At 53.5% G+C, this 15,326-nt stretch carries 15 protein-coding genes; 4 read left to right on the top strand and 11 right to left on the bottom strand.

Annotated elements, in window-relative coordinates; all coding sequences use genetic code 11:
* Positions 1-38 precede the first annotated feature (38 nt).
* A complete protein-coding gene (locus tag MKY74_RS21055) occupies positions 39-1,247 on the bottom strand; it encodes a GNAT family N-acetyltransferase (RefSeq protein ID WP_244169142.1) in 1,209 nt (402 codons plus the stop codon).
* Positions 1,248-1,509: 262 nt separating this feature from the next.
* Here MKY74_RS21055 and kduI point away from each other — a divergent pair, with 262 nt between their 5' ends.
* From kduI to kduD, 3 genes are read left to right on the top strand one after another with little or no spacing between them, the layout of a single operon-like run.
* Entirely contained in the window at positions 1,510-2,343 is an 834-nt protein-coding gene (kduI, locus tag MKY74_RS21050; protein ID WP_076165337.1) for a 5-dehydro-4-deoxy-D-glucuronate isomerase, read from the top strand.
* A 31-nt stretch (positions 2,344-2,374) separates the two neighbouring features.
* The gene (locus MKY74_RS21045) at positions 2,375-3,139 is read left to right on the top strand and encodes a DeoR/GlpR family DNA-binding transcription regulator (RefSeq protein WP_076165339.1); all 765 of its coding nucleotides are present in this window, start codon (positions 2,375-2,377) and stop codon (positions 3,137-3,139) included.
* Between the two features lie 37 nt (positions 3,140-3,176).
* On the top strand, positions 3,177-3,923 hold the full coding sequence (gene kduD, locus MKY74_RS21040; protein WP_076165341.1) for a 2-dehydro-3-deoxy-D-gluconate 5-dehydrogenase KduD: 747 nt from the start codon (positions 3,177-3,179) through the stop codon (positions 3,921-3,923).
* 546 nt (positions 3,924-4,469) lie between these two features.
* Here kduD and MKY74_RS21035 read toward each other — a convergent pair.
* The 4 genes from MKY74_RS21035 to MKY74_RS21020 all read right to left on the bottom strand — a co-directional run bounded on the left by MKY74_RS21035 (position 4,470) and on the right by MKY74_RS21020 (position 7,541).
* Positions 4,470-5,300 carry a sugar phosphate isomerase/epimerase family protein gene (locus MKY74_RS21035; protein ID WP_076165343.1) on the bottom strand — a complete coding sequence of 277 codons (831 nt, stop codon included), beginning with the start codon at positions 5,298-5,300 and terminating at the stop codon, positions 4,470-4,472.
* A gap of 274 nt (positions 5,301-5,574) precedes the next feature.
* The gene (locus MKY74_RS21030) at positions 5,575-6,288 is read right to left on the bottom strand and encodes a 2OG-Fe(II) oxygenase (RefSeq protein WP_076165345.1); all 714 of its coding nucleotides are present in this window, start codon (positions 6,286-6,288) and stop codon (positions 5,575-5,577) included.
* On the bottom strand, positions 6,278-6,850 hold the full coding sequence (locus MKY74_RS21025; RefSeq protein ID WP_279628437.1) for a methylated-DNA--[protein]-cysteine S-methyltransferase: 573 nt from the start codon (positions 6,848-6,850) through the stop codon (positions 6,278-6,280). Before MKY74_RS21025 ends, MKY74_RS21030 begins: the two co-directional genes overlap by 11 nt.
* Complete coding sequence (locus tag MKY74_RS21020; protein ID WP_432206599.1) at positions 6,816-7,541, bottom strand: bifunctional transcriptional activator/DNA repair enzyme AdaA; 726 nt, start codon at positions 7,539-7,541, stop codon at positions 6,816-6,818. Before MKY74_RS21020 ends, MKY74_RS21025 begins: the two co-directional genes overlap by 35 nt.
* Before the next feature lie 82 nt (positions 7,542-7,623).
* On the opposite strand from MKY74_RS21020, the gene MKY74_RS21015 reads away from it, so the two are divergent.
* A complete protein-coding gene (locus MKY74_RS21015) occupies positions 7,624-8,742 on the top strand; it encodes an Ada metal-binding domain-containing protein (protein WP_076165349.1) in 1,119 nt (372 codons plus the stop codon).
* 131 nt (positions 8,743-8,873) lie between these two features.
* On the opposite strand, the gene MKY74_RS21010 is transcribed toward MKY74_RS21015, so the two are convergent.
* The 6 genes from MKY74_RS21010 to MKY74_RS20985 form a co-directional block, all read right to left on the bottom strand.
* Entirely contained in the window at positions 8,874-9,395 is a 522-nt protein-coding gene (locus MKY74_RS21010; protein WP_076165352.1) for a GNAT family N-acetyltransferase, read from the bottom strand.
* Between the two features lie 176 nt (positions 9,396-9,571).
* On the bottom strand, positions 9,572-10,870 hold the full coding sequence (locus MKY74_RS21005; RefSeq protein WP_084203678.1) for a CehA/McbA family metallohydrolase: 1,299 nt from the start codon (positions 10,868-10,870) through the stop codon (positions 9,572-9,574).
* A 25-nt stretch (positions 10,871-10,895) separates the two neighbouring features.
* Positions 10,896-11,771 carry a carbohydrate ABC transporter permease gene (locus MKY74_RS21000; RefSeq protein WP_244169143.1) on the bottom strand — a complete coding sequence of 292 codons (876 nt, stop codon included), beginning with the start codon at positions 11,769-11,771 and terminating at the stop codon, positions 10,896-10,898.
* A complete protein-coding gene (locus tag MKY74_RS20995; RefSeq protein ID WP_076165354.1) occupies positions 11,772-12,650 on the bottom strand; it encodes an ABC transporter permease subunit in 879 nt (292 codons plus the stop codon).
* A 45-nt stretch (positions 12,651-12,695) separates the two neighbouring features.
* The gene (locus MKY74_RS20990; protein WP_076165356.1) at positions 12,696-14,120 is read right to left on the bottom strand and encodes an extracellular solute-binding protein; all 1,425 of its coding nucleotides are present in this window, start codon (positions 14,118-14,120) and stop codon (positions 12,696-12,698) included.
* Positions 14,121-14,285: 165 nt separating this feature from the next.
* Complete coding sequence (locus MKY74_RS20985) at positions 14,286-15,308, bottom strand: LacI family DNA-binding transcriptional regulator (protein WP_076165358.1); 1,023 nt, start codon at positions 15,306-15,308, stop codon at positions 14,286-14,288.
* Positions 15,309-15,326: the final 18 nt, after the last annotated feature.

Raw genomic sequence — 15,326 nt, 5'->3', positions numbered from 1 at the left:
GTCCGGTGCTCCACCGGGCATATCCATCCTTAGCTATTTTAAGATAATGAGTGGCTGAGCAGCCAGGTATACAATTCCTTGTTGGCGTAAGTCTCGGTCCATGAGTCGTGATTCGCGTCCGGATACACCGTAAATTTCACGTTCCCGCCGATCTCTTCCAGCGCGTTCACGATTTGTTCGGATTCCGACAGCGGAACGACATCATCCTTAGCCCCATGGAAGGCCCAAATCGGGATATCCTTGATCTGCTCGGCATATTTCGGTTCCATTCCTCCGCAAATCGGGGCGACAGCCGCCCACTTATCTGGATACATCGCAGCCAGCTGCCATGCACCGTAACCGCCCATACTTAATCCCGTTAAATAAATGCGCTTTGGATCCACGCGATAGGTATCTTCCACTTCCTCCAGGAGAGCCATTAAAGCGTCTTCCTCCATCGCCCAGAACGAGTCTTCCGGGCATTGAGGTGAGATGGCGATGAACGGAAACTGCGGATCCTGATCGGCTAACTTCGGAATGCCATGCACTTTGACCAGCTCCACATCGCTCCCGCGCTCCCCCGAACCGTGAAGGAAGAGGATCAGCGGCCATTTTTTCTCAGGCTCACTTTCATAAGCTTCAGGCAGATGCAGCAGATAGTCCAGTTTGACCCGCTTCGTTATTTCTTTGTCCAGCCTCTTGGCACTTTGGCTCATGTTCTTATTCCCCGCTTTCGATTTATGTATTGGTTCCTCGGCTCCCTGTATGCCCGAACGGTGAACCTGTGCTTTCATCGTGACCGATGTTCCCGACATGCCGACTTCCGTGAACCCGAATCGTTCGTACAGCTTCATCGCACGATTTCTGGGGTCCACGCTTAAGGATACGGACGGTATCCCTGCGGCGTGCAGCTCCTCGAACGCCCGCTGCATGAGCAGGGTTCCAATCCCCTTTCCGCGGTGTTCCGGCAGGATGGCCATGCCCAGCTCCGGCGTATTCTCGTCCACATATCCGTATCCGGGATATTCCGGATCAAACAATCGGAGCGTGACCGATCCCAGCCGCTCCCCTTCGCTGGAGACGGCAATGAAGGCCATGTCGCCTTCCTTTCCCCAATCGTCCAAGTACTTCGATATTTCAGGGCGTGCAAGGATATCGCGGGACAATGGTGGCTCCCCTTCCGGCGTGTACATGGAAGCGAACAGCATTTCCCACAGAAACGGGAGATCCGCAGCCTCCGCCGGCCGGATGTTGATCGTTTCAGGCATATCTTCACCTCCATCGTTGTACGAGTGATATAAGTCGAAACATCGAAATGGTTTATTGGTACACTCTGTATTCTTTAGTTCAACTTATATAACGCTCGATTTAAGAGATCTGCATTCCAAGTTCAACATAACAGATCGCTGAATTGCTGGTCAATTGTGGAAATGTATCCGCTTTAAATTATGCTTGAAATCCTAAGTGGATGAACTATAATGAACATTATAGAACTGATATAAACCATTATGAACCTATGGAGGTACGAACATGGAAATTAGATACGCATCCCATCCCCAAGAAGTGAAAGCGTTTGATACGGCTCGCCTGCGCCAGGAATTTTTGATCGAGTCGATGTTTGTAGCGGATCAGCTCACGCTCTATTACACGCATGTCGATCGTTTCATCGTCGGCGGCGCGGTTCCGGTAAATCAGAGCGTCAAGCTCGAAGCCGACCCGAAAACGATGGGTGCCGATACGTTCCTGGAGCGCCGCGAGATCGGTATCATCAATGTCGGAGGACCGGGTACAATCAGCGTCGACGGCACGGACTATTCCATCGATTCGAAGGACTGCCTCTACGTGGGACTCGGTGCCAAGGAAGTGGTGTTCAGCAGCAGCGACAAAGCCAATCCGGCTAAATACTATCTGAACTCCACGCCTGCCCACAAAGCTTATCCGACGGTTAAGGCGGCCATCAGCGAAGCTTCGCCGAACAACCTGGGCAGCTTGAGCAATTCCAATGAGCGCACCATCTACCGTTATATCCATACCGGCGGAATCCAAAGCTGCCAGCTCGTCATGGGCATGACGCTCTTGAAGCCGGGCAGCATGTGGAACACGATGCCGTGCCATACGCATAACCGCCGTTCCGAGGTTTACTTCTATTTCGACATGCCGGAAGACGGCAACGTCTTCCACTTTATGGGTGAGCCGCAGGAAACCCGCCACCTCGTCGTCCGCAACGAACAAGGTGTTATTTCCCCAAGCTGGTCCATCCACAGCGGCGTTGGAACAAACAGCTATACCTTCATTTGGGGCATGGCCGGCGAGAACCAAATCTTTGAGGATATGGACCCTGTCGGCATGGATGAATTAAAATAAGATAAAACTCGAACGAATGGATGAATAACCAATGAACCCTTTACGCCGCTACGAAAACATTATGGAACTGCTCCTGGCCAAACAGGAGGTGACGGTTGCCGAACTGAGCGAACGGCTGAACGTCACCGGCAAGACGATCCGCGAGGATCTGGCCAAGCTGGAGGACAAAGGTCTGCTTCAGCGGGTGCATGGCGGAGCGATTCTGGCGCAAAGCGACCAGCTCGGCATTTTGTCCACCAAGGAACCGCTGGCGCGCCACGCTGCGGAGAAGGCGGATATCGCCCGCCTTGCCCTATCGCGCATCGAACCGAATGACGTCATCGCCCTGGACGGCGGCAGCACAACGCTTGAAATCGCCAAGGCGCTGGACAACCAGCCCCTGACCGTCGTCACCAACGATGTCCACATCATTTCGGAGCTTGCCCGCAAGGACGCCATCCGGCTTGTCGTTCCCGGAGGTTACCGCGTGCGGAACATGCTGGCGGGGCCGGAAGCGGTCACCTATGTTCGGCGGCTGAATATTCACAAGGCGTTTTTGTCGGCAACGGGCCTGCATCCCGAAGACGGGCTGACGATCTACACCGGAGAGCTTCTGGACATCAAACGGGCGCTCCTCGAGACCGCGCGTACCTGTTACGCTGTGGTGGACCATCACAAATTCGGACAAAGCGCCCTGCTGACGTTTGCGAAGCTGAACGAAGTCGAAGCGATCCTTACCGACTCAGGGTGCAGCCCTGAATTCGCTGAAGCCGTTCGCCAAGCGGGCGCCCGTCTCGAAGTGGCGAATGCGCAGTGAAGCATCCAACCTATCCCATGCAAAGGACTGATATTCGATGTTTGATTTGACGGGTAAAATCGCCCTGGTCACCGGCACCTCCGGCGGCCTGGGACAAGGCATGGCCGTTGGCCTGGCGGAAGCCGGAGCCTCGGTCGTATGCATCTCCTCGACGAACAGTGACCGGACGGTCGAGGAGATCCGCAAGCTTGGTGGGAAGGCGGAACAAATTTCCGCCGACTTAAGCGACACGGACGCCTTGGATCAAGTGTTTGCGCAGGCGCTTTCCTTCTATGGCGGCATCGATATTTTGGTGAACAATGCCGGTATCATCCGCCGTACGCCGGCAGCGGATCATGCGCGCCAGGATTGGAACGACGTGATCAATTTGAATCTGAACACCGTGTTCTTCCTAAGCCAGCTCGCCGGACGCCACATGCTCGAGCGCGGCAGCGGCAAAATCATCAATATTGCGTCCATGCTTACTTTTCAAGGAGGCATTAATGTGCCAGGATATACGGCGGCGAAGCATGCGGTTGCCGGGATCACCAAAGCGCTTGCCAACGAGTGGGCTGGCAAAGGCGTCCAGATCAATGCCATTGCCCCCGGGTACATGGAGACGAACAATACGGCGCAAATCCGCTCGGACGAACAGCGTCTGCAATCGATTACGGACCGGATTCCGGCAGGCCGCTGGGGCACGCCGGAAGATTTGAAGGGTCCGGTTGTCTTCCTCGCTTCCCAGGCATCCGATTATGTCAACGGCCACGTCCTCTGCGTCGACGGAGGATGGTTGGCCAGATAACGCCATATTCAATAAAAGCTGCGCATTACAGAAAGGGAATCGTTCCCTTCTTCTGAAATGCGCAGCTTTTTATATGCTGAAGTGAAGTCTCCCACTTTACAGCATGCTCGAATCGTTTCCGAATGGAGCCATTTTCAAAATTCTGACCAAAGAAGCTCTTCCGCCCTTTATTTTCATCATATGTGCGGGCATGACATCGCCAAGCTGGCTGAATCATCCGGATTTGTCCGCTTATCAAGCGTAACATTGTTTCGAAAAGATGTAACGATGGGAATAAACAAGCAGTTTTTTATAAAAATGATAGTTTATTGGCGAATTCCCCTCCTCCTTCCCTTCGACACATTGCGCAACAAGGGCGCTTTTTATCGACAAAACGACAAACCGTGCCCAAAAAACCTATTAGCCCGTAATGGCCTGTCAAATAGAACATAACAATGTTACGTTAAATTAAAGCGACCTGCCGCAGGGAAATTCCCCGAAGCAAATCGCCTTTTAAACTTTCATATTACGTTCATGTTCATCTTCCAGCCATAGGAGACGTCACTGTCAGCCTAAGTACGGAGTGACTAACTTCCTTACCCGATTAATGCCGTCCCACATGTCCCCGGGACCATCATAGACGATCGTAATTGGTCCTTCATACCGATGCTCTTTCACCAGCTCCATGCACGAAATAAATTCCGCATCGTCAAGGTTACCCTGTTCGTCCTGCTGCGCTTTGGCGTGGATGGATTCGCTTCTGGCAATCGTTCTGGACAATTCCTGCAGCTTGGTCGGCCCCTTAAAATTGCCGAAATCCGTCGTCAATCCAAGCTGGTTGCCGCAGTCATCCAGCAGAGCCAGGCAGTTGTCCGCCGTGGAGGTCATTGCATGAAAATTCTCGGTGATGATGCGAACCCCTTTATCCGACGCGTAATCGATCAGTCGCTGGAGCTGGCTGGCGGCGAGTTTGAGTGCTTCGGCATCGCCGGGATCGGCATCGCCGCCGATAATCCGGATCCGTTCTGCCCCCGCAGCGGACGCAATATCGATCCAGCGCTGCAGCCACTCCATATCTGCCTCACGGCGCGTTTCATCCGGATTCGTAATGTCGCCGTAATCGGCAAGCAGCGTATAGAAACGCATCCCCGCCTGCTGAATCGCCTCGCGAAGCTCTTGAAGATAGCTGCTGCTCGTGTCCTTGAAATGAAAGTGGCAAATTTCCATCGTGGTGAAGCCCTTGTCTCTCAGCACTGCCGGCAGTTCAAGCAGCGAGAGCTTCTCCGGCTGCTCTTCTACCCGGGTGACGTGTTCCTTCCGCTCGTCATCCCACTGCGTCCAGCGCAGCGGTCCCAGATTGCGGTGCAGACTCCACGTCGTCAGCGATAAATTTGGCATCCAATCCCCACACTTTCCTGTAGTTGCTGCCCGTATTGTGAAACCTTGGTACAAGTCCACTAAATCTCTTACTCCATAAGAATCGGGCAGTTCAATCGCGTTCCTAATGCGGTGTTAGCATAGGGTCTGCCGATAAGACACGTTTGTGGACGATGCCCTGCCGCCCTTAAACCCACCTCACCCTGAAAGCGATTGCATCTCCCCTAATACTGTAACTTCCGATTAGCGTTGTCAATACAGGCTCGCGACATTTCAAAAAAAGGAGGGGATACGCTCAGGTGGCATCATGAAAAATAACACCGAGCGTATACCGAATACCAGTCTGTACTGTGCTTACCCCATGACGGAGCGTGGTTCGGTAATAGCCTTTAGTCCCTTGAACCGGCCGGTAGTTTGTCGGGAAAATCAGCCCTTCACCCTGCTCGAGCGTGATCACATGCCCCCGGCTCTGCGCCCGCGGACGCTGCTCTACCAGCAGAAACTCGCCGCCGGTGTAATCCTGCTGCCTTTGATTCAGGGCGAACACGACCTGAAAAGGAAAATACGCTTCGCCGTACAAATCCTGATGCAGGCAGTTGTAGCCCCCGGCTTCGTACTTCAGGATCAGCGGCGTAGGCCGCAGCTGGCCTTGCCGGTGGCACTCTTCCAAAAATTCGTCAAGGGACGCCGGATACCCCGCATCCATGCCGAGCTGCTCATGCCAACGGTTGGCGGTCCGGGATAGCTCCGGGTACAGATTTTCCCTGAGCTGCTGGACCGCCGCAGGCAGCGGGCGGTCATAGTATTTATATTCTCCGCTGCCAAAGCGATACCGGGCCATCGAAATCGTGCTGCGGAACCGTTCTTCGCTTGCGTAGGTTCCAATCAGTTCTTCGCATTCTTCCGGAGTTAGAATGGCAGGCAGCTTGGCATATCCTTGATCGTCTAACGTCTTCCGGAGCGCGCCCCAATCCACCATCTGAATCCGTTCCCGGATACTAGTTGGCATGGCGCGGTCCCCTAGCCGGGATGGATTGGCGAGCTTCGAGCGCAAGCAGCCGCTCTTTCATTTCTAGGCCGCCGCGGTATCCCGTAAGCGCCCCACTCTTTCCGATGACACGGTGGCAGGGCACCATGATCAGCACCGGATTGGCTCCAATCGCCGCGCCAACGGCCCGCACCGCAGCCGGGCGTCCGATCTGGTGAGCGATCTCGGAATAGGTTGTGGTCTGCCCATAAGGAATGGAGCAGAGTGCCCGCCATACCTCCCGCTGGAACGGGGTTCCCCGGTCGTCCATTGGAATCGTAAATGCTTCTCTTGTTCCCTGAAGATATTCAGCGATCTCCGTAATGTAAGGAAGCATTGTCACTTCATCCCGAACCCATTGATGGTTCGGATAACGCTGTGCCGCCCAGGCCTCAAGTTCATCAAACGAACCGTCGTGGGAACCGACATAACCAAGCCCTTGGGCCGTAGCGGCTGCATAAAGGCTCCAGCCGTCTCCGTCGAGCCTGTTCCAATACAGGGTTACCAAGTCAGTTTTGCTTGCCGTGATCATGTTCATATTCATACGTTTGCACCTCCAGGGCAGCGCCGTGCTGCCAAATTTGCCGGAATTCCAGCGGCGTTTGGCCCGTCATTTTTTTGAACAGCGTAATAAAATACGGGACATTCGAATTCCCGACCCCCGCGGCAATCTCCGTGATGGATTGGTCCGTGTGGGCCAGCAGGTGTTTCGCTTCCTTTATCCTTTTGCGCTGGATATATTCAACCGGGCTGATACCCTGCACCCGCTTAAAGGTCCGCTGCAGATGAAAAGGACTTCCGTGACAGACATCAGCCAAATGTTCCAAAGACAGCTTATCCCGAAAATGACGGTCGATATAATCGGTGATTTGGTTCACCCATTCCTGATCGGGCAGCTTCTCGCCAGTCGGCTTGCACCGTTTGCACGGCCGAAAGCGGGCCGCCAGCGCCTCTTCCGCATGTTGAAAGATCCGTACGTTCTCCTTGTTGGGCGGTCTGGATTTGCAGGAAGGCCGGCAAAAAATCCCCGTCGTGCTGACCCCGTAAAAGAAACGGAAATCATACGCCGCATCGTTGGAAACAATCGCCCGCCACTTTTCCTCCGGAATATCCTCTTTTATCCGGCGCTTTATCTCGGTTTGGTCTATATCCCGGTCATTCCTGTGATCCTTCATCTGCCTCACCTCCATCCCCAGTATACCCTTCATTGAGCCGTTTGGGATGAAGTTGGGAATGTAAAAGCAAGATAACGAAATGAAAGCGTCCAGGTTTCGGTATACACTGGTAAGGTAAGCAAGATGCAAAGGAGGACCTCTTATGTCTACAACATGCCGACAAGAGACGATGCATTCGGTCTGGGATGCTCCTTATTTTACGGGCGTCACCACAATGAACATTTATTGCACCCCGTGGTGCGGCGGTCATCCTAAACCTGAAAATACAATTCGCTTCCATACCCGGGAAGAAGCCGAGCTTGCGGGGTACCGGCCATGCAGAAATTGCTGCTCCACCCTTCCCCGCGGCTCCTGGGAGGACCATAAGCACGAGATCAAGCTATTCGTCCCTGCCGAATTCAATTTCGAGGAAAACGTTAAATATTTGCTGCGCTCCTCCAATGAATGTCTGCACCGGATCGACAACAACCGGATTTACAAGGCGCTGTCCGTCGCAGACGAGACACCGGTGATCGAAATCCGTGCCGGTGACTGCCGGGAGCTGGTCGTCCGTTTTCTTGGTGATACGGCCCCTTCCCGCAAATGGGTACGCGCGGAGGTGGCCCGTTATGTGCGGGAGTGGTTCGATCTGGACCGGGATATCGTCCCTTTCTATCGTTTGGCCGAATCCGATCCCCTCTTGAAAGGTCCTGTGCAGTCCTTCCGAGGCTTGCGGACCGTGGGCATCCCTGACTTGTTCGAGGCCGTTACCTGGGGAATCCTTGGGCAGCAAATGAACCTGACCTATGCCTATACGCTCAAAAGACGCCTGGTGGAGAACTTCGGAAGAAGTGTGGATTGCGAGGGAAAAACGTACTGGATTTATCCGACACCGGACAAAATCGCGGCATGTTCTGTTGAAGATCTTGCCGTGCTGCGGATGACCGTCAAAAAATGCGAATACCTCATCGATACCGCACAGCGAATCGCCTCCGGTGAGCTCAGCAAGCTGGGGCTGCTTCAAACCGGAAGCCATCAGGCAGCTGAAAAGATGCTGACGAGTATCCGGGGGATCGGGCCTTGGACGGCGAACTACGTATCCATGCGGTGCCTGCGGTTTCCGTCAGCGTTTCCGATCGACGATGTCGGGCTGCACAACGCCATGAAGCATATATTGGGAAGAGACAGCAAGCCGTCCAAGGCGGAAATCCGGCAGTTGTCCGCAGGCTGGTCGGGCTGGGAGTCATATGCCACCTTTTACCTGTGGAGAGTCTTGTATTAGGGTGCGCCAACAAATTAACGCTATAAAACCGCTAAGCCATCGCAGATGATCGGCTTAACGGTTTTGTTTTTTTACTCTAAGACCAACGCAGATTGGCTAAAGTTCCTGCCAAAATATCTTACATCATATTTCTAATTTTCAAAAAATTCCTTTGCATATTCTACAACGCCATGGACATCGGTAAGACCACCTTCAATAAGCTCAACAGCCATGAAATGATCGTCAGAAACGTCGAATGGCGCTTTAATGCCATATGAATTGGCTTTCTTATAGCCAAATTTCGGATAATATTTGTCATGACCCATAACGACAGAACCCTTATAACCACGCTGTGCAGCGATTTTGTGGCCTTCCATAATCAGCAACTTCCCAATGCCCTTGCTTTGCATTTCTGGTAATACAGCAACAGGTGCAAGGGCAATCAGCGTATGATTCCCCACTTTTATTTCCGTAAAAAGAATATGACCCACGATTCTGTTCCTGCATTCGGCTACAAGGGACAATTCCGGAACATAGCTCGCCGAATTTCTAAGCCTTTTTACCAAATGATGCTCATCGTGGTCTGAATAGTAAGCATCTTCAAATGCTTTTTGTACGACATCGTAGACTTCGTTAATGTCTTTAAGTTTTTCTTGTCTAATGATAACATTCATTGGATTACCCCCTTGTTCGTGATGATGCCGCTACATGCTGTTAATCATCATTTTAACGCTTTACAAAGAAAAAAGTGAATACGGTCAATAGACTGTACTCACTTCTATGATCGATTATAAACGCTAGACATTCTTGTGAAAAGCAATATACCCTCTTGAAATGTTCTATGATCAAATTATCTTAAATAGACGGGATTGGTCAGGCAGGTCATCACCTGTGCCCCCAGTTCCCCCATATCGCGTCTTGCCTCCATCCGGTAAAAGAGCCGGTCCTGGGGCAGCTCACAGGTCAAGGTTAGCTCGTCATTCGCTGCCGTCCACTGCCGCTCCAATCCCCGGTCGGACCACAGGCTGATTTGATCTCCCTGGGCACGGCGGATCACGGCTTCCATCACAACAGTCCCGTGCTCAGAGTTCCGCTGTACCTGATCCCCGGCGTAAGTGCCATTGATCTGAAAATCGATAAACGTGGAGTCCGGATCAAGGGTCAGCACCACATTTCCCCGGCGAATCCCTTCCAGAATTCCGGCTGCGGTCAGTGACTCCGACTGCACGTGCGCGGTCGGCCGTCCATGCTGAACCCATGGATGGGGACCGTGGAAATCGCTCCCTCCCACAGCCACGATCCGCCGGCCTTCGGCAAGGCGCTCCTGCCACCAGCGTACCGCCGTTTCGTTCAGCTCCCGCCACGGGCCGTTCCACACCTCGATCGCATCGAACGGAACGTCAAAGCCGAATTCCCACGGGCAGTCCGGGCAGAAAGGATGATTCAGCACCGCAAGCGCTCCCTTTTCCCTTCCTTTGGCCAGCTGTTCCGAAGCTTGTTCCACCGTATACACCCTGAAGTCCTCCAGCGCATCCAGCTGTCCAAGCAAATTCGCATGACCCTTATAATTGGTCATCTCGACGCCTGGGATGAGCAGCAGTTCTTCCGTCTTCGCCAGGGTGTTCCGGTTTTGGGAGAACGTATTATGGTCGGTCATGGCGAGAAAGGCAAGCCCTTTATCCAGACACGAGCGGGAAACCTCGCTGACGCTGTGTTTGCCGTCGCTGTAATAGGTGTGGGCATGCAAATCGCCTGGAATCCACCGTTTATGCTTGAGCTGGATCTCGATGGAGACCGAAACCTCCGTTCCTTCATCCGGCACTTTGTAGGCTCCCAGCAGCACGGCCCACTCTCCTGAGGCGATATCGCCCGAGGCATATCCGGGGGTCGCGGTTTCCAGTCCGACGAACATTTCGGTTCTGGCACCGCCGCTCCAGCCGACGATCCGCTCCGGGGAACGCAGGCCGAGGTCGATCACCGTCTTCCCGTCAGCGCGGTCGTATTGGTAAGCGACATGGATCCGTTCAGCATCAGCCGGAACATGAAAGCGCACTTCCAGGTACGTTTTCTCCTCTTCGGGAGATATGTTCACTTGCCGCCCGATCGTTACGACCGGCAAAGGTTCCGTCTCATTCATATGTGCTTGCATGGCGTGTTCCCCCTCTTTCATCCTATTATTCCTTCGTGGCACCCAGCATGATTCCTTTCATAAAGAACCGCTGCACAAACGGATAGATGACGATCAGCGGCAGAATGGCGATCATGATTCCGGCCATTTTTACATTCGTGGTGATGAGGTAGTTGCTGGAAGAAGTGCTTGAATCGATAATCATGGCTTTCAGAGCTACCTGCAGCGTATATTTCGAGCTGTCATTGATGAAAATCAGCGGTGCTGTGAACATGTTCCAGCGTCCCACGAATTCAAACAGCGTCACCGTAGCCAATCCGGCGGTCGCCAGCCTCATATAAATGGCCGCGAAGATCCAGAAGTCGCCCGCACCGTCGATTTTGGCGGATTCCGAAATTTCGTAGGGGATGCTCATGAAGAAGTTACGCATCAGCAGGATTGAAAACCCCGAGACAAGTCCAGACAGAACGAGCACCGTCAGCGTGTTGATCAGGTGGAAGTCCTTGTTGACCACGTACAGCGGGATCAGCACCGCCTCCTGCGGAATCATCATCGTAATCAGGATGAAGGTGATCATCAGCCGTTTTCCCGGTACCCGGGGATGGATCAGCACATAGCCCGCCAGCGACGACAGCAGCACATGCAGCAGCGTTCCGAAGACCGTCACAATCGTGCTGTTCAGGAAAGGTCGCCACAGATCCAGACTGTTCCAGATCGTACGGTATCCATCCAGGCTGAATTCTTTGGGAAACAGGATGATATCCGGCCGCATGGACGCAACCCCGGAGGACAACGAGAGCGATATGACGTTCAGGAAGGGAATGATCATCGTCAGCATGAGGCAGATAATGAACAAGGCGTTGAGCCAATCGAACACCGTCATCCGCTTGGCGTTTAAACCGTAATTCGCGTGTCTCATCATCTATTCCACCTCGTCAAATCGGGTTAGTGTCCGCACGGCAAGCGTCAATATCAGCGTAAAGACCAGAACGAAAAAGCTCGCGGCCGCACCCACGCCAACCTGCATCTCCATAATGCCCTTCTGAAACGTGTACATCATCAGCACATCGACATGGGAAGAGGTCGACGGATTGCGGAGGACAAAGACCTGGTCGAAGATCCTTAGCACCCCGAGCGTATTCAGCAGGATAATGACTTTCATCGTTCCTTTCAGCTGGGGAAGTGTCACGAATCGCACAAGCTGCCACCTGGTAGCCCCGTCCATGCGGGCTGCTTCGTACAAGGACGGATTAATCGAAACGATCGCGGCAAGAAACAGGATACAGCTGTAGCCCATGTCCTTCCATGTGGAGACCAGGATCATGACCCATCTCGCCCAGGTGGACTCGGCCAGAAAATGGATAGGTTCGATGCCGGCCACCTTGTGAAGCACCAAATTGACGATACCGGTGTCGGGCGAAAGGAGGAAGATCCACATTCCCCCGATCACGACCCAGGACAGCAAATGCGGGATGTAGAGCAGCATCTGCGCCGTTTTTTTAAACCATGCCGTCATGACTTCATTCAAGGATAAAGCGATGACCAGGGGGGCGACAAATCCGAAGACCAGAATGCCTCCCCCGATCACCACCGTATTGCCCAGCGCTTTCCAGAAAAACGGATCATGCCACACGGCCGCATAATTCGCAAATCCGATATAGGGACGTTCGCCTATCAGCTTGTAGTCCTGAAAACTGATCTGCAGGCCCCGCGCGAGCGGATAATAACCGTAAATGATAAAGTAAATGACGACGGGAAGCATCATGGCATAGAGTACGCCGTATTTACGAATCGCTCTCATCTTGTCTAACTTCACATCCTATCGGGTAAAATCAAACCGCGGGAGCTATTCGTCGATCAAATTCGCGCTCTTCAGTTCCTCCCGCATTTTCTTGACGGCATCGGCGGCGGGCATTTCCCCGGACATGGCTTTCAGCGCGTAATTTTGTACGATTTTTTCCGCGTCCGGCCAGCCCGGAAGGGCTAGTTCCAGCGTCGCATGCTGTTTGACCAGTTCTTGGGCGGCCTCGACGCCGGGCAGTTTGTCAAACGGGGACTTGACGTTTTCGTTGTACCAGAACGGCACGCCGTGGTCCATGTTGTGCTCCTTGCCCTCTGCCGTCAGCGTATATTGGCCGCCGCTCTCGGTATAATCGACGTCTTTAATACCAAGGCTGCCGAGGGTGATGCCGTCCTTGGAGTTCCAGAACTCCAGGAATTTCTCTGCCGCTTCTACATGCGGCGCATTTTGCGGCACGATCCAGAAGTCGGGGTCGCCTCGGCGCATCAGGATGTTGCCGTCCGGACCGGCGGCGCTGGCGATCGCTTCCGCCTGGAACGTTGTATTCGGATCCTGCTCTTTACGCAGGTTGTTGAACATGCCAACCCAGGCATCCCAGTACGTCACCATGCCGACCCGGTCTGTCAGGAACAGGTTGCGCATTTTGCCTGTATCGTTCGTTACGAAGTTTGGATCCATGATGCCTTCCTTGACCAGCTTGGCAAACCATTCATACATCGGAATCGCTTCGTCGGAAGCATACGGGATCGTCCGCTTGCCGTCCTTCATCACATAGCGGTACTTCAAACCGGCCGCACTCATGAACCCCTGAATGTCATACAAGCCGGAAGTGCTCAAGCCGTAGGTGTCGTTTTTGCCGTTGCCATCCGGATCCTGCTCTTTAAAAGCTTTCAGCACCTGATAATATTCGTCCAGCGTTTTCGGCTCCTGCAGATGCAGCTTATCCAGCCAGTCCTTACGGACGATCGGCATCGTGCCGCCCTGGAATTTCGTGAAGACGGCATGGATTTTGCCATCCTTGTCTTTCAACTGATCCCATTCAGCGGTGGGAATCACCTTCGGATCAGAGAGCGTGCTCGACCCCTTAACAAAATCGCTTAGATCCGTCACCGCACCCTGCCCGACAAATTGATCCAGCTTGCCGAGGTCGCTGAGCTCGATCAGATCGTATTTCTCGCCCGAACCCAGCACGGTCAGCACTTTCTGGTCGTAGTCGCTCGCCGGCTTTTCGATCGTCACGTCAATGCCGGTTAACCGCTTAATCTCAGCCTCGAACTGTTTCATTTCATCCGGGGTTTTCCCGCCGACGTTAGCGGAGAGAATGCGAAGCTTCATTTCCGGCTGCTTGCCGGTATCCGCTCCCCCTTCCGCCGCCTTACCCGTGTCTCCTCCGCCGCTGCTGCTGCATGCCGAGACCAGGAGTGAACCTGCCAGCAGGGTTGCCATCAAAATGCCTGACTTTCTTTTCATTCAAAACACCTCCAACAATGATTTTTTTTAGATTATAGAATGATAAATTTTCAGCGGAGCTGAACGATTCTATAATCGCAAGAAAAACTTCCACTGGACGCGGTCTGTCTTCTTTGAAGGTACGTCGATAGACGTTTTTCTTATAGATAGCAATGTGTAAACGGTTTAATGGGTGCACGCGCAGGAACCGCGCTCCACCAGTTCGGACGGAAGGAGTATCCGCTTAACCCCGGCTGCGCCGGCAGTCACCTGCTCGATCAGCAGGCGGGCGGCTTCCATGCCGATGGTTCTTGCATCCAGCCTCATCCCGGTTAGCGGCGGATGCATCGCGGGCGGGAAATGCTCGCCTCCGCTGAAAGCGATAACGGAAAGATCAGCGGGAATGTGAAGTCCAAGCTCCTCCGCCGCTTGATAAATGCCCATAGCCATCGATTCGTTGTCCGCCAGAATGGCGGAAATTCGAGAATGTTCGCGAAGCATCTGCAGGGTCATCTCGTATCCGAAGCGGATCGAGGTTCCATCGTCATCCGGCTTGTTCAGGATCAGTCCTGCCAGCGAATCCACACCGGCTTCGCGGTGGGCCAAATAATAACCCAGCTCCCGATCCTCCGCCACGGTCCGGTCCTTCGCCGAGTTGAGAAACAATATCCGCCGGTGCCCTTGCGTCAGGAGAAGCCTGACCGCTTTGGCGGCCGCCGCGATATTGTCGTTATCGACGGAGCATACCTGTCCGGCCCGTTCACCTGATGGACGTCCTACCACAACGATGGGGACGTGTCTCTTCAGCCGGTCTTCAATTCGGGGATCGTCATGAATCGGGTCGAGCAAAATTTCTCCGTCCACCGGATCTGAAGCGATAAGCTCCACCTGCTTCAGCAGGGAAGGCTGCAAAATGTTGATCAATATCCGGTAGCCATGTTCATAACAAACCTCCATCATGCCGTCGAGCAATTCGTGCTGGAACGCGTCCAGCGGCATTTTCTCGCTGCGCATGTTCAGCCCGATAATGTTGGTTTTCCGGTTTACGAGGCTCCTTGCCCAGTAATTCGGCCTGTAGTTCAATTCCTCCGCCGCCTTAAGCACACGCTGCGTGACCTCTTTGCTGATGGGACGTTTCTTGCTGAACACGCTGGATACCGTACCTTTCGAAACCCCCGCAGCTTTTGCTACATCAGCAATCGTAACCACGTTCTCCTAATCCTCTCC

The sequence above is a fragment of the Paenibacillus sp. FSL R5-0378 genome, assembly GCF_038009285.1.
GTDB lineage: Bacteria > Bacillota > Bacilli > Paenibacillales > Paenibacillaceae > Paenibacillus_AQ > Paenibacillus_AQ favisporus.
Note: the sequence above shows the minus strand (reverse complement) of the source record. Positions and strands in the feature narration are given on the sequence as shown.